The sequence below is a fragment of the Paraglaciecola sp. T6c genome (genome assembly GCF_000014225.1).
Classification (GTDB): Bacteria; Pseudomonadota; Gammaproteobacteria; order Enterobacterales; family Alteromonadaceae; genus Paraglaciecola; species Paraglaciecola atlantica_A.
The window spans coordinates 1724297-1744802 of record NC_008228.1 but is presented as its reverse complement, the minus strand read 5'-3'; the positions used below and the strand labels follow the sequence as shown (position 1 = coordinate 1744802).

The 20506-nt window shown below is 44.9% G+C and carries 17 protein-coding genes and 1 pseudogene; 10 read left to right on the top strand and 8 right to left on the bottom strand.

What is annotated here, in order from left to right; translation table 11 throughout:
- Positions 1–48: 48 nt before the first annotated feature.
- On the bottom strand, positions 49–2448 hold the full coding sequence (locus PATL_RS07420; protein WP_011574288.1) for a multiheme c-type cytochrome: 2400 nt from the start codon (positions 2446–2448) through the stop codon (positions 49–51).
- Between the two features lie 507 nt (positions 2449–2955).
- On the opposite strand from PATL_RS07420, the gene maiA reads away from it, so the two are divergent.
- From maiA to PATL_RS22895, 3 genes and pseudogenes are all read left to right on the top strand, one after another.
- On the top strand, positions 2956–3609 hold the full coding sequence (maiA, locus tag PATL_RS07415) for a maleylacetoacetate isomerase (protein WP_011574287.1): 654 nt from the start codon (positions 2956–2958) through the stop codon (positions 3607–3609).
- 187 nt (positions 3610–3796) lie between these two features.
- Positions 3797–4729: a 2-hydroxyacid dehydrogenase gene (locus tag PATL_RS07410; protein WP_011574286.1), complete on the top strand. Its 933-nt coding sequence runs from the start codon at positions 3797–3799 to the stop codon at positions 4727–4729.
- Positions 4730–4858: 129 nt separating this feature from the next.
- Positions 4859–4987: pseudogene (locus PATL_RS22895) on the top strand (GNAT family N-acetyltransferase); the annotation flags it as partial.
- Between the two features lie 149 nt (positions 4988–5136).
- Here the strand turns inward: PATL_RS22895 and PATL_RS07405 are convergent.
- The gene (locus PATL_RS07405; RefSeq protein ID WP_011574285.1) at positions 5137–6063 is read right to left on the bottom strand and encodes a bestrophin family protein; all 927 of its coding nucleotides are present in this window, start codon (positions 6061–6063) and stop codon (positions 5137–5139) included.
- A 300-nt stretch (positions 6064–6363) separates the two neighbouring features.
- On the opposite strand from PATL_RS07405, the gene PATL_RS07400 reads away from it, so the two are divergent.
- Positions 6364–7671: a short-chain fatty acid transporter gene (locus tag PATL_RS07400; protein ID WP_011574284.1), complete on the top strand. Its 1308-nt coding sequence runs from the start codon at positions 6364–6366 to the stop codon at positions 7669–7671.
- A 217-nt stretch (positions 7672–7888) separates the two neighbouring features.
- Here PATL_RS07400 and PATL_RS07395 read toward each other — a convergent pair whose 3' ends face one another.
- Both PATL_RS07395 and PATL_RS07390 read right to left on the bottom strand, forming a co-directional pair.
- Positions 7889–9079, bottom strand: a complete 1191-nt coding sequence (locus PATL_RS07395) for a PepSY-associated TM helix domain-containing protein (protein WP_011574283.1) — start codon at positions 9077–9079, stop codon at positions 7889–7891.
- A 160-nt stretch (positions 9080–9239) separates the two neighbouring features.
- Positions 9240–11471, bottom strand: coding sequence for a TonB-dependent siderophore receptor (locus PATL_RS07390; protein ID WP_011574282.1), 2232 nt, complete (start codon positions 11469–11471; stop codon positions 9240–9242).
- Between the two features lie 191 nt (positions 11472–11662).
- Between PATL_RS07390 and PATL_RS22890 the strand changes: the two genes are divergently transcribed.
- Together PATL_RS22890 and PATL_RS07385 are read left to right on the top strand one after the other, a co-directional pair.
- Positions 11663–11764 carry a hypothetical protein gene (locus PATL_RS22890; protein WP_232283327.1) on the top strand — a complete coding sequence of 34 codons (102 nt, stop codon included), beginning with the start codon at positions 11663–11665 and terminating at the stop codon, positions 11762–11764.
- A gap of 48 nt (positions 11765–11812) precedes the next feature.
- Positions 11813–12136 (top strand): hypothetical protein, encoded by a 324-nt coding sequence (locus PATL_RS07385; RefSeq protein ID WP_011574281.1) that lies wholly within the window; start codon positions 11813–11815, stop codon positions 12134–12136.
- A 210-nt stretch (positions 12137–12346) separates the two neighbouring features.
- Here PATL_RS07385 and PATL_RS07380 read toward each other — a convergent pair whose 3' ends face one another.
- Complete coding sequence (locus PATL_RS07380) at positions 12347–13198, bottom strand: DUF4437 domain-containing protein (RefSeq protein WP_011574280.1); 852 nt, start codon at positions 13196–13198, stop codon at positions 12347–12349.
- A 147-nt stretch (positions 13199–13345) separates the two neighbouring features.
- Between PATL_RS07380 and PATL_RS07375 the strand changes: the two genes are divergently transcribed.
- Complete coding sequence (locus PATL_RS07375) at positions 13346–14320, top strand: LysR family transcriptional regulator (protein WP_011574279.1); 975 nt, start codon at positions 13346–13348, stop codon at positions 14318–14320.
- Positions 14321–14397: 77 nt separating this feature from the next.
- On the opposite strand, the gene fghA is transcribed toward PATL_RS07375, so the two are convergent.
- From fghA to PATL_RS07360, 3 genes are all read right to left on the bottom strand, one after another.
- The gene (gene fghA, locus PATL_RS07370) at positions 14398–15240 is read right to left on the bottom strand and encodes an S-formylglutathione hydrolase (protein WP_041713496.1); all 843 of its coding nucleotides are present in this window, start codon (positions 15238–15240) and stop codon (positions 14398–14400) included.
- 138 nt (positions 15241–15378) lie between these two features.
- A complete protein-coding gene (locus PATL_RS07365; RefSeq protein WP_011574277.1) occupies positions 15379–16503 on the bottom strand; it encodes an S-(hydroxymethyl)glutathione dehydrogenase/class III alcohol dehydrogenase in 1125 nt (374 codons plus the stop codon).
- A 144-nt stretch (positions 16504–16647) separates the two neighbouring features.
- Positions 16648–16974, bottom strand: coding sequence for a DMT family transporter (locus PATL_RS07360; protein ID WP_011574276.1), 327 nt, complete (start codon positions 16972–16974; stop codon positions 16648–16650).
- A 230-nt stretch (positions 16975–17204) separates the two neighbouring features.
- Here PATL_RS07360 and PATL_RS07355 point away from each other — a divergent pair, with 230 nt between their 5' ends.
- The 3 genes from PATL_RS07355 to PATL_RS07345 all read left to right on the top strand — a co-directional run bounded on the left by PATL_RS07355 (position 17205) and on the right by PATL_RS07345 (position 20461).
- Positions 17205–18089: a LysR substrate-binding domain-containing protein gene (locus PATL_RS07355; RefSeq protein ID WP_041713494.1), complete on the top strand. Its 885-nt coding sequence runs from the start codon at positions 17205–17207 to the stop codon at positions 18087–18089.
- 191 nt (positions 18090–18280) lie between these two features.
- Positions 18281–18652, top strand: a complete 372-nt coding sequence (locus PATL_RS07350; protein WP_011574274.1) for a VOC family protein — start codon at positions 18281–18283, stop codon at positions 18650–18652.
- Positions 18653–18829: 177 nt separating this feature from the next.
- Positions 18830–20461: an FMN-binding glutamate synthase family protein gene (locus tag PATL_RS07345; protein WP_011574273.1), complete on the top strand. Its 1632-nt coding sequence runs from the start codon at positions 18830–18832 to the stop codon at positions 20459–20461.
- Positions 20462–20506: the final 45 nt, after the last annotated feature.

Genomic DNA, 20506 nt, shown 5'->3' with positions numbered 1-20506 from the left:
ATTAAGCGTTCGATTTATGCGCTAAATACTAGCCGCGCGCTTGTATAATTATGGTTGCAACGCGCGCAACATAGACTGATATTGCTGCGCTTTATCGGTTTGGCCCGTTTTATTTAAATAGCTGACAAGCGCACTTAACACGTCAGTATCAGCTGGCCAGCGCTGATGGGCCTGCTCTAACTCTTTGATAGCAACTGCCGTTTGCCCTTGATGGTCAAGCGCCACCGAGTAAACATAAGCAAAAGACGGCAAAGCTTCATCACTGTGTGCTGATATTTTCAAGTTCGCCAAGGCTTGCCCATATTGCTTCTGGCGAATTTTGAACAAACCTAGCGCATGATTGGCTTGGGCGTTATTTGGTTCAATCTGTAACGCTTCTTGCAAATAACGCGCGCCCTTAGCGTCTTGGCCTTGTTGACGGTAAAACTCTGACACCTGAATTAACACCGGAATATAGCTAGGCTCAATTCTATAAGCGGTTAAATACGCTTGCTCCGCTCCTGCTAAATCCCCCAAGTTGCTAGCCAAATGACCAAGGGCTAATTGGGTAATGGGTGAGTCTGCGTTCATCGCAAGCATATCTCGGTATTCATTTAACAGTGGCATCAATTTGGCTTTATCTGAGCGTGACAACTGGCCTACGCTTTCCACTAGCGTTCTTGCCATTTCAAAGCGGACTGCTTTACTCGGTTCGTCGAGCTTCTGACTTAGTACCTGCCAACGTGCTTGTGGCCCTAGAATATTCAACGACTCAACAGCAGCGCGGCGCAATAATGCATTGTCGCTTTCGAGGTTTTCAAGAGCGATATTTACCCCCTCTTGTGAGCGATACTGACTCAGATCAGCTAATAAAGAAGCTCGGCGTAAATAGCTGTACTCAGGGTTTTGAATATAAGTGATAGCCTCGCTTAAGCCCTGAGGGGCCAAATTCTGCACATGCTCGCGAGCCACTTTCCATTCATTTACCTTCGAATTACTCCCCCAAAGCTTGTGACTTGTTTCTCGCCAATGCTTGTCGTCTTTATCATGGCAGGCTAAGCAGGATTGAGGCTCACTTGCCGCATTGTCAAAACTCAAATCCGGGATCAAAAAGCTGTGGTCGCGCCTGTCATCCACACCCATGTAGGTTTTTTCAGGCATGTGGCAGTTTACGCACATGGCCCCCTCTGTTTGCGGCGTATGGTGATGATGCTCTGGGCTATTGAAGGTTTCAGCTTGATGGCATTGTAAGCACAAGCCGTTACCTTGAATTTTCACTTTCCCCGTGTGGGCATTATGACAGTTCGAGCAAGTCACTCCCGCATGTTGCATCTTACTTTGCATAAACGAACCGGCCACAAAGACCTCTTCATTGATGCTGCCATTAGCGTGATAAAACGGCGCACGGATCCACTCTAACCGGTTGTCATCCACAAAGCTTTGCTGAGGCTGATTAGCACTGTGGATAATGGCATTTTTACCATGGGTGTCTTTGTCATTTTCTTTGTTGACTGAGAAAGGGTGTGACAAAGGGGTGCGCAATGAATGGCAGCGAGCACACACATTAACTTCGCTGTTGTTCGGTTTGCCATCAGCATGGGCAATCGGATTGTTGGGGCTGAACGCAAAGTTTTTCACCGCGGGTAAAAGTTGGCTGAAGCCAGAATGGTCTTTGCTCAAACTATCGCTTTTAGCCAACTTGATATGCTGACCAGCCGGGCCATGGCAGCTTTCGCAGGCCACATTCACCTCACTAAACTGCGTATCAAAAGCATTCGTTTTAGGTTCAAAATTGCGTTTGAGATCGGTTGTGTGACAATCCGCACAGCGACTATTCCAGTTTTGAAAATGACGCTGCCAGAAAAATGGATGTTCAGGAGTGATTTTTTCAATGGGTTGTAAGTGATACCAGCGCTGACCACCTTCCTCTTCACTGCGACTGTCCCAAGCAATGTTAAACGCTTGTAGCTTGCCCTCGCCTACGTCAATTAAATATTGCTGCAACGGGTAAAAACCAAACGTATAAGGCACATCAAAAGTTTCGACCTTGTTTTGCTTATTGGTTGTCGTGATTTTGTACTCGCCATTTTCAATAAAAAAGCGCGTTGCTATATCATGAAATCTCACTTCTATATCGCCGAAATCCCCCAGTACAGTGTCTTTGCTTGCCGTTTGCATGGCTTTAAAGTGGTCAGACTGCTGCCATTGGTCATACTCACTTTGGTGACACCCCTGACATGCTTGCGCTCCAGCGTATTGCGATGGGTCGATTTTAGAGGCTATTTGACTCGCTGCAGCAACCGCTATTTGGTTTACTTGATTCAAAGATACTTGGGTAGATAGCGAACCCTCGCCCATATCTGCAGCTTGGCTGTTAACAGTGAGCAAGGCAGACCAAAAAAAAGTGAATAATAAGGCACATGTTTTTATCTTTTTCATGTGTGTTAGATCTGCCGCGTACCACTTCATCACATTCAACTGCTTATATCCTCGTCAAAAATTACTGGTCTTATTTCACTTGGGCTCATGCTTGGCCCAATCGCTCTCTTAGGCACATGGCTAATTTGTAAGTAACTGATTTATCACCGATTGGAATGAGTCCAAAAATATAACTTACCAATAACCTAAAGAGTTTCGTTTTAGGAGGGGGCGCATTACGGGCGCCTCAGTCTCATAAGAAACATAAGTTTACACTTGGCGCATTAACGCACTGAGTTAAATACACTATTTACTTATGAGTTTGTTGTGATCAGCTTACTAAAAAATTAGATTAAAACACAACTCACCCACTGATGACTAAAACTTCGCGTCTTAGTGAATAACACTGCTTGGCAACTCAGATGTGTCTGAGAGAAAAAACTGATTTATTTACCGCTATGATGCCGGCAACGATCTTCGGTTAGACGTAGGCTGGGACGACAAACAAGGCCACTAAATAAGCCGAGGTTTACGATTTAAAACACTGGAAAATAAGACATGAAATTGTATAGCTACTTTCGCTCTTCCGCAGCATACCGTGTGCGTATTGCTCTTAATCTAAAAGGTATTGACTATCAGTTGGTACCGATAAATTTACTTAAAGGCGAGCACTTAGGTGAAACGTATAAAGCCATGCAGCCTCAAGGGCTTGTGCCTTGTATGCAACTTGAAAGAGGCGAAGTTCTTACTCAATCAGGGGCGATACTCGCGTATATCGAGGCCAAATATCCGCAACATCCTTTAATGCCCGAAGACCTAATGGAAGCCGTCAAAATACGTAGCTTAATAGACATGATCGCTTGTGACATTCACCCAGTGAATAATTTACGGGTACTGAAGTACCTCAGCAATGAGTTAACCATCGAAGATGAGCAAAAGCAGCAATGGTATCGCCACTGGATTGAACAAGGATTTGAAGCCATTGAACACATGCTCGCAGCAGACAATTCGCCATCGACATCGCCTGCTTTCGCTATGGGGGATCAGGTGACTATGGTGGACGTCTATTTAGTGCCTCAAGTATACAACGCCCTGCGATTCAAAGTAGACATGCAGCCCTACCCTAGAATAATGCGTGCCTATCAAGCGTGTAACAACCTAGACGCCTTTATCCAAGCCGCGCCAGAAAACCAACCAGACAGCACTTTGTAGGCTAAGGCTAAGGTTGCGTCACGGGTAATAGATAATCAGTGTTGTATTATGGGTGTTGCGGGGGTTGCGGGTGTGGTGTTATGGGTAAGACACCTACCTAAAACGAATCGCCTTCAGCGAATATCAATTTTACCTCACTCAAGATAGGATACCGTCACACAACGAATGAACAACGAGGCAAATTTTCATGACAACCCATGTGCTTTTTCGGGGGCCACAATCACGTAACGACACCTGGCAGGCACTCTTTGCTGATGCCCTGCCTAACGTGGCTTGGCACCACTGGCCGCATGTGGAAAATAAAGACGCTATTGAGTTGATGATAGTGTGGAAATTGCCGCGTGATTACCAACAAGACTATCCCAATTTGAAAGTCATATTCTCAGTTGGGGCGGGCGTTGACCAACTCGACTTAGCTAGCGTGCCTGAGCATATTCAGGTGGTACGTATGCTTGACCCAGGTATTGCCAAAGGCATGAGCGAGTTTATTGCTATGCATGTGCTGAATATTCATCGAGATACCTTCGCCTATATCAACGCGAATAAAACCGGCTCGTGGCGACCAATGCCCACGGTGGCTAATAAGCAAAGACGCGTCGGTATTTTGGGCTTAGGTAACTTAGGCCAAGCTGCAGCACAAACCGTTTTACAACTGGGGTTTAGTGTCAATGGCTGGAGCCGCCGCCCGAAACACGTTGAGCAGGTGACGTGTTTTAGTGGCGATGCTGAATTAGAGTCGTTTTTAGCCCAGACGGATATTTTAGTGTGCTTAGTGCCGCTTACACCAGAAACACGAGGCATACTCAACGCGAAAACCCTAAGCCAGCTCCCCAAAGGGGCCAGCGTGATTAATGTAGGGCGCGGCGAACAGTTAGTGCCAGATGATTTAATGACTTTGCTCGATGCCCAGCATTTATCCTACGCCGTACTTGATGTGTTTGAGATTGAGCCCCTACCTGAAACACATCCACTATGGCAACACCCTCAGGTTTTAGTGACCCCACATATCGCTGCTATCACTCAAGATGACAGCGCAGGTCAAGTGCTCGTCAGCAATGTGCAGCGTTACATCAATAAACAAGCTCTCATTGGCCTAGTGGATAGGGACCGCGGTTACTGAAAACGGTGAACCACATTTACTTTTGTACTAGGGCCAATCGATTTCCGACATGACCCCAGCTAGCAATGATCCCAATCCTGTGCGTTGATCTGGCGAAGCTGTTTCAACTCTACACATGAAGCAGCACAAGCTAATCTACCAACATTGACACTACGGGTGCTAAAAATAAGCCCTGCAATCAAACCGTATACTCGAAATGGTTTTGCGATATATAGCGAAAGTGAGCGCTTTTTTAATATGGCAGCAGGCACATTTTAAGCGTCTCACTTAGCCTGCTTACTGTACAGGCGATTAAAAAGGGCGCGAGCATGTCTTAACTAGCGTATTTCTAAATAAATAAGCAACCAACCAAAAAATACCAATAAAAATTGCGTTCACGCTGTCTTTAGCTTTGAAGTCTAACGCACCTAGGCTAGGCGGTGATTTTCTGCTTCGATAGGTTCAGGCAATGGCTTTTCCCCTAATACATCCAGCAGATTAATTTCTATCGTGCGAGAAATAGCATGCAAAGGCAGATGATTGGCAGACAGGCCAAAAGGCGCGGCCAACTCTTCGCTTAATGCATCTAAACCAAAAAAAGTGTAGGCAATAATGGCACTGAACAAAGGCGTGACTAATCCTTGGGAGGCCACAATACCAAAAGGTAAAATAAAGCAGTACAAATAGGCTGTGCGCTGCACCAGTAACATATACGCAAATGGCAACGGCGTAGTCTGAATGCGCTCACATGCCGCCTGTACTTCAGCCATTGCGGTAATGTGCTCATTTAAGCTCGCTTGCAAAATGTCTGACAACAAGCCTTGCTCTCGGCACTGCCTGATTTTTAGCGCGATCATACGTAATATCGCATCCGGTAAACTGTTTGCTTGGCGCAGACATACTGTGTCTTGCTCGGTGACATACTGTTGTATATCGGGCCATGGGTCAGTCTGGCGAAGCTGGTGTCGCAGTGCGTGAGAAAACGCTATGCTGAGCTTGATGGTATATTCTTGCGCCTCGATGCCCGCTTTTTCACTGCTATCAATGTAGGACATCAATTGACGGGATAAACTACGAGACGCCACCACTAACTGCCCCCACTGTTTACGCCCCTCCCACCAGCGGTCGTAACTGGCATTGTTACGAAAACCAAGAAACAACGACAACGCCACACCAAACAAAGCCACAGGCGCAAGGGTAAAATCTGGGAATATTTTAGGATAGAAATGTTGCGCTACAGCAACTGCCACACCCAGCAAGGTGATAAATAGAATTTTCCCGTAAATAAGCGGTAAAACCGACCCACGCAAAATAAAAAACAACCGAAACGAGTGAGGGGTATCGCGAACTATCATAAGAGTCTCGAACTAGATATTATAAATGCCTTAAGCTGGGTATTATAAAGAAAAAGTGCCAATGTGTTTGTTAATAGATTGAATCATTAGATTTGCACATATCTAGCCTGATCCTGGGCCAGAGGCAGCACCTGAAGCAGCACCAGAAGCAGCGCCTGAATCAAGAACATAAGCAAATCGACATATGACGCCTTGTCTCCCGTTCTGTCACTGACTTTCTAGCCGCAATACCAAGGCATATACATTGACTTAAAATGCGCTAACATACCTTCTGTTATCAATATGTTATAGGCGTTCTTTATGCTTAACCATGTCGCGAAGCCCTTTACAAAACTAGTAGAGCGCTATCTGCCCGATCCCTATATTTTTGTGCTTATCTTGACGCTAGTCACAATCGGCGCTGCGGTTGTGTTCGAACAGCAACCTGTCTTAAGCGTTATTACCCAATGGGGTGATGGATTTTGGGGTTTGCTGAGCTTTTCTATGCAAATGTTATTGGTATTAGTCAGCGGTTTTATGTTGGCTAATACGCCATTAATGAAGAACCTATTAGGCCGCCTGGCAACGCTGGGAAATACCCCGGGTAAAGCTATTATTTTAGTGACCTTGGTATCACTCACCGCCAGTTGGATCAATTGGGGGTTTGGTTTAGTCATAGGAGCATTGTTTGCTAAAGCCCTCGCCCGTCAGACCCATGTAGATTATCGCCTATTAGTGGCCAGTGCTTATTCTGGGTTTGTGGTGTGGCATGGCGGATTAGCAGGCTCAATTCCACTGACCATTGCCACGCCTGGCCACTTCAGTGAGGACCAAATCGGCGTAATCACCACAGGCAACACCATTTTCAGCGGCTTTAACCTTATCCTGCTCGCTATCCTATTTATCGTCGTCCCTCTGGTTAATCGCCTGATGTTGCCCCCTGCTGACGAGAGCATTATTGTCAGTCCAGATAAACTCCACGACGACCCTATGCCAAGCGCCGAAAATACTCGGCCAGCGGATAAACTTGAGAACAGTAAGCTGTTAGCGGTGTTAGTCGGTTTTGTGGGTATCGTCTACCTAGTGAGTTACTTTGTTCAAGGCGGCGGCCTTAATCTGAATATCGTGAACAGCCTCTTCTTGTTTTTAGCCATCGTCTTACACGGCACCCCTAAACGTTTGCTGCACAGTCTTCAACAGGCCGTGCACGGTGGGAGTGGCATTATTATTCAGTTTCCGTTTTACGCGGGAATTATGGCGGTCATGGTGCAATCTGGATTAGCACAAAGTTTATCCCAATGGTTGATCAGCTTTGCTAGCGCTGAATCCCTGCCGGTATGGAGCTTCATCAGTGCGGGTATCGTCAATATTTTTGTGCCTTCAGGCGGCGGGCAATGGGCGGTACAAGCGCCTGTTATTCTGCCTGCTGCCGCAGAATTAGGCGCAGACGTGAGCCGCGTGGCGATGGCAGTGGCGTGGGGCGATGCGTGGACAAACTTAATCCAACCATTTTGGGCTTTGCCCGTGCTAGCCATTGCTGGGCTAAAGGCCAAAGATATTATGGGATTTTGCTTAGTTCAACTTATCGTCACCGGTATTATTATTTCGCTAGTATTGCGCTTTGTGTAAAATACTAAAATAATCAAACACCTTACTACCAATTCCACGTTCAAAAGTGAGCACTTAGTAAGAGTTCAAACAAGGCGAATGAATAGATTTTTCTTTCAAAGCCATTCAACGCGGTGTAAGCCCTCCTTAAATTTGCAGGTTATTAACTCTCACAGCGTGCTGATAAGATATACTGAGCTCGAGTAATGTTAATGTAACGTCTGAGTGCTTTGCTACTCTAGATAAACCTTGAAAACCAAAAAATAAAAGCGGTTAGGGATAAAATAAAAACAGGTAAAGTCATCTTTTGCGCACGAGTTAAAGCTGAGGACTTAGTCCGTTTCCAAGTCATCAAAACACCAGTATAAGACATAGCAGTCAATGCTATCCCAAAAACAAACCAAACCATTTTTAACCAAAAACCTCCGAAATTACCAAAATGTAGCGGATCAGCATATTCGTTGATATAGGCTTGAATCGAAATTGAATCAGGTGACCATGTATCAATAATAACGTGCGATTGAGGATCAATGAATACCCTAAGGGCTCTGTTGCGTATAATGGGGTTACTGTTACTCACTCCTCGTAGTTGAAAGCTTCTGTCACTCGCAATTGGCATGTAAAACGCAGTAATTTCCCAATTATCATGGGCATTTTGCGCTTTTTGTACAATAGTTTGAAACTCATCCACACTTAACACTTTTCTTTCAATAGTGGTGCTGTTCTCGACTATCGGGCCTGATGGCTCAATGTTTGAACCCGCCACGGCGTTACCAAATTCATAGAAATACCAAGCACCTGTGATAGCCATTAGCAATGTAAACCACAAGCCCCACAAACCTAACACTTTATGTAAATCACTTAAAAATATACGTTTACCCTGTGTAATACGCATACGCCAAAGGGCTTTACGCCAGTTTCTTGTGGTTTTAATTCCAGTGTACAAAGAGAGTAAAAGTACGATAGATAATGGACCAACTATAAGCAAGCCAGGGAACGCAGGCATAAATAAATATCGATGAAAATCGCGAAAAAAACGCTGTACCGTTAAACGTGGAATATCGCCTGTGACCTCGTGGGTCCACGGGTCAACTTGCACAAATCTATTGTGCAGCGAGTCGTTATCTAACACTACTCTAAAAGTTAAATAGTCTGAATCGAGCTTAGTCATTGAGGTGATTGGACTATTAGGATAGGCCTGGGTAACTGATTGATAAATCTTAACCCAGTCATCTATTTGCATTGAATCAGGTGCATCGGCAGGTTTTTCAGTTGATCTTAATTCAGGGAAAATGAGCCAATCAATTTCGTTAGAAAAAGTCGCTATAGTGCCAGTGGCTAATACAACAAACATTAACAGTGCCAACTGAAATCCTAACCAAGCATGCAAGTTATAAAGTTTTTTTAGACTATGTTGTTTTTTTGCCATGACTTCTTTCTTACTAAGGTGTTGAATACGAAAATCGATATTAGGTTTGAGGGTATATCTAACTAGTGGATGCGAGCTACATCTTTAAATTACCAGTTACTTATTTACCAAAGCAACATGCCAACCGAGCTGGTCGATTGGCATGTTTAAACATTTCGGATTAAAAGTCGAAAGAAATAGAAGCAAACGCGGTACGAGGTGTACCAATACTGATACGTAAGTCACCACCGCTCGCCGAATAATACTCTTCATCAAAGATATTTTTTAGCGCCAACTGGAAACGTAATCTATCGCTTGCACCCAAACCGGGTATATTAACTGTGTACCAAGCAGATAGGTCAACAACTGTGTAGCCATCTAATTTGTAGGTATTACTATCGTTGCCATAACGGTCACCCACATAAAATAAACCACTGCCTAATCCTAGCCCTTCAAATTTTCCGCCTTGCACTTCATAAGAAGCCCACAGATTAAAGGTACTTTCAGCGACATTTCTAGGGCGATTGCTACTATTAATACCTGTGCCAATTTCTGCATCAACATAAGCATAACCAGCAATGATATTCATTCCATCCGTCGGTTGACCAGAGATCGAGATTTCTCCACCTTGAGAACTTTGTCCTTCAATAAGAATAGGTAAGTCATTGTCATCAGTAGATAATACATTTGATTTTTGAATGTCGTAAATAGCGGCACTTGCTTGTAAATCACCGTCAAAAAACTCTGCTTTAAACCCTATCTCGTATTGTTCAGACTCTTCTGGTGAAAAGGCTACATTTTCTCCAGTTAGTATGTTTACAGTAGTATTAGGTTCAAAAGCAGTAGAGTAACTGACAAACACTGATGCAGTACCCGTTAAGTTATAGTTAGCTGCTAGTTGAGGAGAAAGTTGGCTTTCTTCAATATTTTCAGCAGACTCTCCGTCTACTTCAAATGAATCATAACGCACACCGACTAAAATATTTAAGTTATCAGTGATTTCCATATAATCATTAATAAACAAACCACTATTTTTTTCAATTGAGGTAAGCAAGGTTGCACCTTCAATACTTAAACTATCATCTAAATTTCCATAAATAGGGTTACTCACATTAAATAATGCGCCGTCACCACCAATAGCTTCAGAAACGCCATTCGTAAAATCGGTACTGACAAAGTATCGTGTCGTTTCGCCATCTCGATAATCTGCGCCAAAAGCTAGACGATGGTTGGTGTTACCTAGTTCAACTTGACCTGTCACCAAAGCATTTGCATAAAAAACATCAACATCTTGCTCTTGACTACCATCAGTGCGCCTTATTAAAAAGACCTGATCAGTAGGATCATCAAATATTTCTGTAGTAGTTGCTAAACCTAATATGGTCGCAATATCTGCAGGGTTGTCAAAAATAATAAAGCCATCTTCTGTAATTGCTCCATCGGCATCAAATATGGCTGCGGCTAATGGCCTTGCTTGCAAGTCGTTAGCTGAACTACTCTCAATTGCTCCACTTACTTTGAGTGCCCAGTCTGCATTTAGCTCATGACTTAATGTGGCTTCAGCAAAATTAAACTCGCTTTCGAATACTTCAAACGCCTCACCAAAACGACGAGATAGCGGAATGTCTAAAAGCTCATTTATCACTTCTCGCCCATCTGCCGTAGGTACAGTAATTGTTCCCCTGTCTAATGGGCGACTCTCATCTCGGTATTCGTAAGACAAGTCGAGTGAGGTCGCGTCTGTGATGTCAATTCCACCAGATATAGAAATGGTATCCCGAGAAATATCGGTAAAATCTCGGAAGGATTCTGAATCTTGAGTAGAAGCAACGACTCGCACGCCTGCTTTTTCGGAAATAGGTTGGGAAATATCCAGTAGAAAAAATCCATCGTCGTATGAACCAAACCTTGCTTCACCTGATATGCGCGACTCGACCAAAGGCTTTTTAGTGACCACGTCCACTAACCCACCGGGCTCAACTTGTCCATAAGTAATAGATGCTGGCCCACGTACTACCTGCATATATTCTAAGTTTGACAAGTTTGTTTTAAAGTTTGTTTCTCTTCTGAATCCGTTTCTGTAAACTGTGTTGCGTCTGAATCCACGAATAAGAAAGTCATCGTTTGTACCGCCAAAACCATCACCCAAAGAAATACCAGGACTATTACGTAATGCCTCACTTAAGTCGGTAATTTTTTGATCCAAAATAACTTGCTCAGGGATAATGTTAACGACTCTAGGTAAGTCTAAAAAGTCTACTGGAAAACCTGTTAAGCTTTTTGTACTTTCTATGACATATCGATTTTGATTAGTCCCAGTGACCGTTATTTTTTCTATTTCTGAAGTGGCACTCTCTTGCGCACCACTTGAAAGCGCAACGAACGCCGCAAGATATCCTAGCCTAAAACTCATGATCCACCTTAATGTGTATTTTATGTGAGGTGTCTTTAATTAGCACCTTTATAACAACCTGAGTAATAATGATAATGAATATCATTTGAATTTGATATAGTGTAATTATAACAAATTTATCACTGCTAACTCATTGTGAGATATTGATTGCTGATTTACAGGTGCTGCAAAAAGTGGCTGAGCATCACTCCATGACAGCAGCGACAAACAAATTAGATATAGGCTCCCCTGCAACCAGCGTAGATTTAAAGCGAATAGAGACGCAGATCGGCTGCGTAGCTGTTTGTGCGTGAAACGAGACAACTACGTCTTACATCTGCGGACGAATACTACTTAGCGCTTTGCCAGAAAACCTTGGATTTACTACGTTATCTCTGGACGGCAGTACTTTATCATCAGTTGATATGATTCAATTTGAGCTGATAGATGTATTGCTACTACCTGACTCGACTAATGTTCTCGCAATAGTCGAGAATAAAGGATACGAAATAACGGCAACTGAAACTTATCTTGTTGAAATAGATACTATTAGTGGAATGTCAATTTGGCAGAGTGCGGCAATTGCAGGCGGCGCAAGCAAGAATGCATTAAAATGGGGAAAAATTGACGCAGAATCACATTCACTATTGATTTCAACCGATGCTGGAATGATGATTACTCATTAATGATGAAGGCTAAGTGCTATTTCGCACTTAATCTATCTACGCTCCTATCAACTGAGACACTAGATGTGACACTTGGGAGGCTGCTTAGGCAGCTCCCCAAACTTTATGCTTTCTCTGCCCATAAGGGCATTAGTTAATGACAGAACTCATATTTGTCACAACTTACATTGGCCATTCTCGCGTTGTTCCTAAGGCCTATCTTTCCCCCTTTTACAGTTTACTGTCAGGAGCTGTCACTTCATATTTGCTGTTGGTGCGAATGAAAAGTGTGGCTGGCGTATCACCCTTGTTTTTAATGCTGTGAGTAAAGTCACCTGTCGATTCTACGTAGCTACCTGGGCTCAGAGTTAATGCTGTTTCTTGCTCTTGTGAGTGATACTCAACTGTGCCAGCAATCACCACTGCGCGAAACTCACTTGCATCCGTTTTCACATCACCTTCAAAACCTGCGGGCAATTTGATCATCGAACCATTCATATCCGCCGTGCTTTCCCAAAGGTAGGTGGACTGCACACCATCAACGTGAATAACATTCAAATCACTGTCGTTTAACCACACTATGTTATCTGTGTGCAGATTTAACGGGCGCTCGCCATTATCAAAGTTTTCGCTTGAAGGTTTGACTAAGTATGGGCCTGAGTCAATTTCAAGATAAATTAAATTGGTATCAGCGTTCGCCGCTGTGGTGTGATCTTCACCCGCTGGTTGCGTCCAAAAAGAGCCCGCTGGCATCCACATTTTTTCAGCTTTTGGGTCGTCATTGTGCATTTGGCCTTCGATCACAATACCCCGGTAAGTAATGTTGTGAATGTGCGGCGGAGACTCAAACCCTTTGTTAAAACGGACCAACATACCCGTGGCAGTATCTGCGGTGCGATCGCCCCAGAGATCAGCTGCGCCAGGGCTTTTATCACCACGCAGTGGGTTAAGGTAGCCCCATTTAATGTCACTTGCTGCAACGACTTTTGACCTAGACTCTTGCGCAAAAGTGCTAGGTACAAACAGCGCTGCGATCAACGCAGTGGTTAGGGCTATTGGGGCTAAATTGGTAAATTCTCTCATTGGGTTTTCTCCGTTAAGTCAGTATGGGCGCATGTTATGCCGCAAAGCTCTTTCGATAAACGGGTAAATCTTCAATACACTTTCGCGAAAACGTGGATAATAGAGGAATACTAGATTTTGCTTAATGCCCACGTATAAGAAACTAAAATGAAAATTGCTGATTTACAGGTGCTGCTAAAAGTGGCTGAGCTTCATTCCATTTCCGCGGCGGCAAACCAACTCGATATGAGCTCTTCGGCGGCCAGTGTGGCTTTGAAGCGCATCGAGACGCAGCTCGGCGCGCAACTGTTCGTGCGTACCACGAGGCAAATACGCCTTACGTCTGAAGGCGAACGCTACTTACCCCTTTGCCAGCAGGCCTTGGATTTACTGCAACAGGGGCAAGTATTAATTAACGAAGAGCAACAATCGATCAGTGGTGAGGTGCGCATGGCCGTATCGTCAGAAATGGGTCGAAATCTTATGCGTGTGCTGCTGAATAATCTTATGCGCAAGCACTGCGCTGTGACATTGCGCTTACATGTGAGTGATAGTAGAGCCGATTTTTACCGCGATGGTGTTGATGTTGCTTTGCGTGCGATCACCAAAGATGCGGCGAAAGAGCTTAATTTATATGGCTTTAAAATATGTAATATTCCCCATGTGCTTTGCGCTGCCCCAAGCTATATTGCCGAGCACGGCGAGCCGCAAACCCCTGACGAGCTGCCCCAACACAACGCCCTGCTTTATAAGCTCTATGAAGTGGTGCATGACGGTTGGGAGCTTTATCAAAACGACCAACAGTACAAAATCAAAATGAATAGCGATCGCGCCGTGAACGATGGCGATATTGTTAGGCGCTGGTGTGTCGACGGCGAAGGTATTGCCAAAAAATCAGCCATTGATGTGGCCCAAGATTTACTAGCAGGTCAGCTTAAGCGGCTTATGCCCGAATATAAAATTCCGTTAACCCAAATGTGGTTAGTGCTACCCAGTCGCCAGTTAATTTCCCCCGCTATTCGCCTCATTCGAGATGAACTGAAACGGAACATCAACGAATTGAGAACACAATTAATCACCAACCAACTCTTATCCGAACAAGAGTGGCCAAAAGCCGAGGAAGAATGGCCACAGGCGGAGTGAGGGGTAAGGTCAGCGCAAGCGCTCACCTTCTTGAGTATTGAACCAACTAGGATGCCTGTCAGAGCATTGGCTTTAGGCTAGGCCTTGTTTAAATGCTCTGCGTGAAAACGAAAATGTGCTTCAATAAAACTGCTGATAAAGTAGTAACTATGGTCATAACCCTCATGCAAATTCAGCGCTAGCGGATAACCGCTGGCCATAGCTGCACTTTGCAAAACGTCAGGCTTTAACTGCTCACTTAAGAAGTCATCTGATGCGCCTTGGTCAACCAAAGCAGGGACGAACTGCGTGGCACTGCGCATTAATTCGCTGGCATCGTATTCACGCCATTTAGCCATGTCACTCCCCAGGTATGCGGTGAAGGCTTTTTGCCCCCAAGGGCAGTTTACTGGGTTACTGATCGGGCTAAAGGCCGACATTGATGTATAACGTTCGGGGTTACGCATGGCGATAGTCAATGCCCCATGACCGCCCATTGAATGGCCGGCAATGGCGCGTTTGTCTGACACGGGAAATGTGGCTTCAATCAGCTGAGGCAGTTCATTCACGACATAGTCATACATATGATAATGCCGATCCCAAGGTGCTTGGGTCGCATTCACGTAAAAGCCCGCGCCCTTGCCCAAATCATAACCTTCATCATCGGCCACATCGTCACCCCTAGGGCTGGTGTCTGGTGCCACTATGGCGATGCCCAGCTGGGCTGCTATACGCTGTGCACCGGCTTTTTGCATAAAGTTTTCATCGGTGCAGGTCAATCCGGATAACCAATACAGAACCGGCACCTTAGTACCGTTTGCGGTTTGCGGCGGTAAATAAATCGCAAAGCGCATGGTGCAATCTAGGGTCTTAGATGGGTGACTATATTGTTTGTGCCAACCACCAAAGCTTTTATTGATGGATAAGTTTTCAATTGTCATAAGCGTGCCTAACACTCCGCTAGGAGCCTCTTGTTGTTTTGTAGAATTTCGTGTTGTTGCAACGTGATGTTGCTACGTGTTGTTGCTAAAAGCGCAAAATGCATGACTGCTCGCTCAAGAGCAAGCAGTCGCTTTCGCTTAGAAGTGAATGACGCTGCGAATACTTTCGCCTTTGTGCATCAAGTCGAAAGATTCATTGATGTCTTCAAGGCCCATTGTATGGGTGATGAAATCGCTCAGTTTGAACTCACCTTGCAAATAACGCTCTACATAATCTGGCAATTCAGAGCGCCCTTTCACGCCACCAAATGCAGAGCCGCGCCATACACGACCTGTCACTAACTGGAATGGGCGGGTTGCAATTTCTTGCCCAGCACCGGCCACACCGATGATCACAGACTCGCCCCAACCTTTGTGGCAGCACTCAAGTGCAGAGCGCATTAAATTGACGTTGCCGATACACTCGAACGAGTAGTCAACGCCCCCATCTGTTAGCTCAACAATCACGTCTTGTATGGGTTTGTCATAATCTTTTGGATTAATAAAATCAGTTGCCCCCAATTTCTTGGCTAATTCAAATTTACTTTCATTTATATCGATAGCAATGATACGACTGGCTTTAGCCATGGTTGCACCAATGACCGCTGACAAGCCAATGCCACCCAAACCGAAGATGGCCACTGTGGCGCCCTCTTCTACTTTTGCGGTGTTCATGACCGCACCCATGCCTGTAGTCACACCGCAGCCTAGCAAACAGACTTCTTCTAAGGGGGCATCTTTGTTCACTTTTGCCAATGAAATTTCAGGCAACACAGTGTACTCAGAAAACGTTGAACACCCCATGTAATGGAAGATAGGCTGGCCATCTTTATAAAAACGCGTGGTGCCGTCAGGCATCAGGCCTTTACCTTGGGTTTCCCGAATTTTTTGACAAAGATTCGTTTTACCAGACAAACAGAATTTACATTCACCGCACTCAGGGGTGTAAAGAGGAATAACATGATCGCCAACCGACACGCTGGTAACGCCCTCACCTACCTGCTCAACAATACCGCCACCTTCGTGGCCCAGAATAACCGGGAAAATTCCTTCTGGATCTTCACCAGACAAAGTGAACGCATCAGTGTGGCACACACCAGAAGCTATCACCTTAATCAGTACTTCGCCTTTGCGCGGAAGCATGACGTCAACTTCCTCAATCGACAATGGCTGCTTAGGGCCCCAAGCAATGGCGGCTTTAGATTTTATAAATTGATCTGACATAGTGATCCTCTCTTTGAGTTAATAAATTGCTTACGGAAATAATTCGCTTTCGTGAATAAAATTGCGTTAGTAAAAATAGTCGCCTTGGGTGCTGCGCTTCGTTCATTTAAACCACACCTTGAAAGCGTGAAAATGGGCTTGTACTTAATGGCTATGGCCTTGAGACAAATTGATCATCGCCACACCAACGGCGACAAATGCCATACCAACCCAAGTGGTTAAATCTAAATGTTGGCGGTAAATCACCGTCGACAACAAGGTCACAGTGACAATCGCTAGGCCAGCCCACAACGCGTGTACAATCCCTATAGGCATGCCTTTCATCGCTTGTCCTAAAAACATAAAAGCCGCGACGTGCCCCAATAACACCAATACGCTGGGTAAAGGTTTAGTAAAACCATCGGTTTCTTTTAACGCAACGTGTGACATTGCTTCTGCAACCACACCTAGCATTAGAAATACCCAACTCATCTTTGCTCCTTACGTAGTGTATTAGCGCCGCGCTGACAGAAATATTTCAGTTATGACCCGAATTAGTTAACGGATCTTGTTCGCTGCACTAGCGCTGAGTTTAAGCTTCTGCCAAAACGCCCATTGTTTTTTTTCACGCTCGTTTGCGAGTATCGGACGCATTATATTTATTTCTTCACAAATGATAATATACTGATTTAGTAAATTACTTTTACTCACAGGTAACAATGATGCAGTGGGAAGGGATCAACGAATTTGTTTATGTGGCCGAAGCCGAGAGTTTTACTCAAGCGTCAAAAAACTTAGCTATCTCTACCGCCCAAGTCAGCCGCCAGATCAGCGCGCTGGAAACGCGATTAAACGTGAAGCTGTTTTATCGCACCACGCGAAAAGTGTCACTAACTGACGAGGGGCGACTCTTCTACCAGCATTGTCGCAGCGTACTTGACGGACTCGATGCCGCTGAGCGCGCCATCACGAATTTACAATCGAAGCCCCAAGGCAAAATTCGCCTCACTGCGCCGGTGACCTATGGTGAGCAGCAAATACTGCCGTTAGTAAATGATTTTATGCTCCAGTACGCAGAGGTAGAAGTCACCGCCTATTTAAGTAATCAAAAAGTCGATTTAGTTGAACAAGGATATGATCTGGCCATTCGCCTCGGAAAATTAAGCGATTCATCCATGATGGCAAGAAAACTCGGGACTCGCACCAACTCTGTGTGCGCCTCCCCTGCCTATTTGGCAAAATTCGGCTTCCCGCACTCTTTATCTGAGCTGAGTAAACACAGCTGCTTGCTAGGCACCCTAGATTATTGGCACTTTCGTGTCGACGACAAAGAGCGAAATATCCGCGTGAAAGGCAGGCTAAGGTATAACAGTGGGTTTAGTTTAGTGGACGCTGCGCTCAAAGGCTTGGGCATAGTGCAACTGCCAGACTACTACGTGCAAGAACATCTTGAAAGTGGCGCCCTGGTCAGTTTATTAGATAATTATCGCGAATCCGAAGAAGGTATTTGGGCGATTTATCCGCGTAACAGGCATTTATCCCCCAAAATTCGCTCCTTAGTGGATTATCTAGCTGAGCATATAGGGTATACCAATTCCGTTAAATAATTGCTAAGTGGCCAATTATTTAATGGCGTTGGTATTAAGCCATCAGACTCGTCAACTCAAGACTGCCCTTTTCATGACTGCCTTTTGCGTGAACTGATCTTGAATGCTAGCGTTAGTGTACATAAAGCATGCTCGTCATTACGCAAATAGGTAGTCGTGCTTGCTAGCGATTGAGAACAAAGGGGAACAACATGGAACTGGGGGCTTTTTCAATTAGCTTAAGCGTTAAGGACATCGCTCTATCCAAAATCTTTTACGAGAAATTGGGCTTTGCGGCAGTAGGAGGTGACCAAAAAAAAGGTTGGTTAATCCTAAGAAATAGCGGTCAAACCATAGGTTTGTTTCAAGGTATGTTCGAAAAAAACACGCTGACGTTCAACCCAGGTTGGGACGTTCACGGCAATCCCACAGAAACCTTCACCGATGTGCGTAACATTCAGCAAGCATTGAAAAGCAAAGACATTGATTTTATGAGCGAAGTCACTGAAAACACGGTCGGCCCAGGCAGCTTTATGATGACTGACCCAGACGGAAATCCCATATTGGTCGATCAACACAGATAATTAATCCTCTGCGTTATTAAGACAATTGATTGAAAAATATGGAAACACAACCCATTGGACTTTACAGGTCTAACTGAACATATTTGAACAACCTAACTGAAATACGTGAACGAATTGAATAAATCTTTGGGTCTGATACGTATCGACTTTCTTAAAAACAAACAATAGTGAGCAACAATGGAAACAAAACTGATAAAAATTGCAATTTGGTCAGCTGTGGTCGTTCTACTCCTGAGCTTGTTGTGGCTCCCCGCGCTTTGGCTGTTCGTACTGCTGATCCCGATCGTGGCATTAGGTTATTACGATTATCACCAAACACGGCACAGCATTTTACGTAATTTTCCCGTTGTGGGTCACGGCCGCTGGATAATGGAGCGCATTCGCCCCTTCGTTCGTCAGTATTTTTTCGAATCAGAAACCGACGGCACACCGATTACCCGTATGTTCCGCTCATTGATTTACCAAAGAGCAAAAGGCAGTTTGGACTCCAACCCCTACGGCACAAAAATCGATACCCAGCGCGTGGGCTACGAATGGATAGGCCACTCAATGGCAGCAAAGCACCATGACAGCAAACGCCCTGCCCCGCGCATTACCGTTGGTGGCCCCGATTGCACCCAGCCTTACGAAGCCAGTTTTTTCAATATCTCCGCCATGAGTTTTGGCGCACTGAGCGATAACGCCATTCGAGCACTTAATAAAGGCGCGGCCATAGGCGGCTTTTACCACAACACGGGTGAAGGCAGCGTCAGTGATTACCACCTAGAAAACGGCGGTGATATTGTATGGCAAATTGGTACCGGTTATTTTGGTTGTCGAGATAAAGAAGGCAATTTTGCTCCTGAAGCATTTCAAAAAATTGCCCACAAAGATGTCATCAAGATGATTGAAATTAAACTCAGCCAAGGGGCAAAACCAGGCCATGGCGGCCTATTACCCGCTGATAAAAATACCAATGAAATTGCTAGAATTCGCCTTGTTGAGCCCGGCACGCAAGTGGACTCGCCGCCATCTCACAGCGCGTTTGAAACACCTATTGAAATGATGCACTTCGTTAAACAACTGCGGGAGTTATCTGGTGGAAAACCAGTGGGGTTTAAACTGTGTATTGGCCGGGCCAGCGAATTTGTTGCTGTGTGTAAAGCCATGGTTGAAACCGGTATCAAACCAGATTTCATCACAGTGGATGGCGGTGAAGGTGGCACTGGCGCCGCTCCACTTGAGTTCTCAAATTCCGTAGGCATGCCATTGCGTGAAGCCCTATCATTCGTATGTGACATTTTGGTTGGCTTCGATTTGAAAAAAGACATTCGCGTTATTGCCAGTGGTAAAACCTTCAGTGGCTTTCATTTGGTCAAAAACCTCGCCCTAGGTGCAGATATGTGCAACAGCGCCAGAGGTATGATGGTGGCGTTAGGCTGTGTACAGTCATTAGAATGCAACACCAACAAGTGTCCAACAGGCATAGCCACGCAAGACCCTAAATTAGCTAGAGGTTTAGTGGTGCCAGATAAAGCCGAGCGCGTGGCGCGTTATCACAAGGCCACGGTGAATTCGGCATTAGAAATTATTGCATCTGCAGGCTTACGTAACACAGAGGATCTCAATCGCTCACATATTTTCAGGCGTGTCAGTCAAACCGAAGTACGCCGCTTCGATGAAATATACCAAAGCCCAACCACAGGCAGTTTTTTTGATGAAGAAAAACCGAGCAAGTTTGCTCAGGCACTTAAAGAAGCCAGCCCAGATAGCTTTTATCCGAAACAATATTTAGCAGAGACGGACGAAGGGTTAAAAGAAGTGAGTTAACCCTGACATCTTTAAACCAACACTAGGCGCTTAGAATAAATAAAT

Coding starts and splice junctions, on each gene's coding strand:
- PATL_RS07410 (WP_011574286.1), top strand. CDS start 3,797: ATGACAACCCATGTGCTTTTTCGGGGGCCACAATCACGTAACGACACC.
- PATL_RS07420 (WP_011574288.1), bottom strand. CDS start 2,448: ATGAAGTGGTACGCGGCAGATCTAACACACATGAAAAAGATAAAAACA.
- PATL_RS07390 (WP_011574282.1), bottom strand. CDS start 11,471: ATGAGTTTTAGGCTAGGATATCTTGCGGCGTTCGTTGCGCTTTCAAGT.
- PATL_RS22890 (WP_232283327.1), top strand. CDS start 11,663: ATGACAGCAGCGACAAACAAATTAGATATAGGCTCCCCTGCAACCAGC.
- fghA (WP_041713496.1), bottom strand. CDS start 15,240: ATGACAATTGAAAACTTATCCATCAATAAAAGCTTTGGTGGTTGGCAC.
- PATL_RS07395 (WP_011574283.1), bottom strand. CDS start 9,079: ATGGCAAAAAAACAACATAGTCTAAAAAAACTTTATAACTTGCATGCT.
- PATL_RS07400 (WP_011574284.1), top strand. CDS start 6,364: ATGCTTAACCATGTCGCGAAGCCCTTTACAAAACTAGTAGAGCGCTAT.
- PATL_RS07345 (WP_011574273.1), top strand. CDS start 18,830: ATGGAAACAAAACTGATAAAAATTGCAATTTGGTCAGCTGTGGTCGTT.
- PATL_RS07360 (WP_011574276.1), bottom strand. CDS start 16,974: ATGAGTTGGGTATTTCTAATGCTAGGTGTGGTTGCAGAAGCAATGTCA.
- PATL_RS07380 (WP_011574280.1), bottom strand. CDS start 13,198: ATGAGAGAATTTACCAATTTAGCCCCAATAGCCCTAACCACTGCGTTG.
- PATL_RS07365 (WP_011574277.1), bottom strand. CDS start 16,503: ATGTCAGATCAATTTATAAAATCTAAAGCCGCCATTGCTTGGGGCCCT.
- PATL_RS07355 (WP_041713494.1), top strand. CDS start 17,205: ATGCAGTGGGAAGGGATCAACGAATTTGTTTATGTGGCCGAAGCCGAG.
- PATL_RS07405 (WP_011574285.1), bottom strand. CDS start 6,063: ATGATAGTTCGCGATACCCCTCACTCGTTTCGGTTGTTTTTTATTTTG.
- PATL_RS07350 (WP_011574274.1), top strand. CDS start 18,281: ATGGAACTGGGGGCTTTTTCAATTAGCTTAAGCGTTAAGGACATCGCT.
- PATL_RS07375 (WP_011574279.1), top strand. CDS start 13,346: ATGAAAATTGCTGATTTACAGGTGCTGCTAAAAGTGGCTGAGCTTCAT.
- maiA (WP_011574287.1), top strand. CDS start 2,956: ATGAAATTGTATAGCTACTTTCGCTCTTCCGCAGCATACCGTGTGCGT.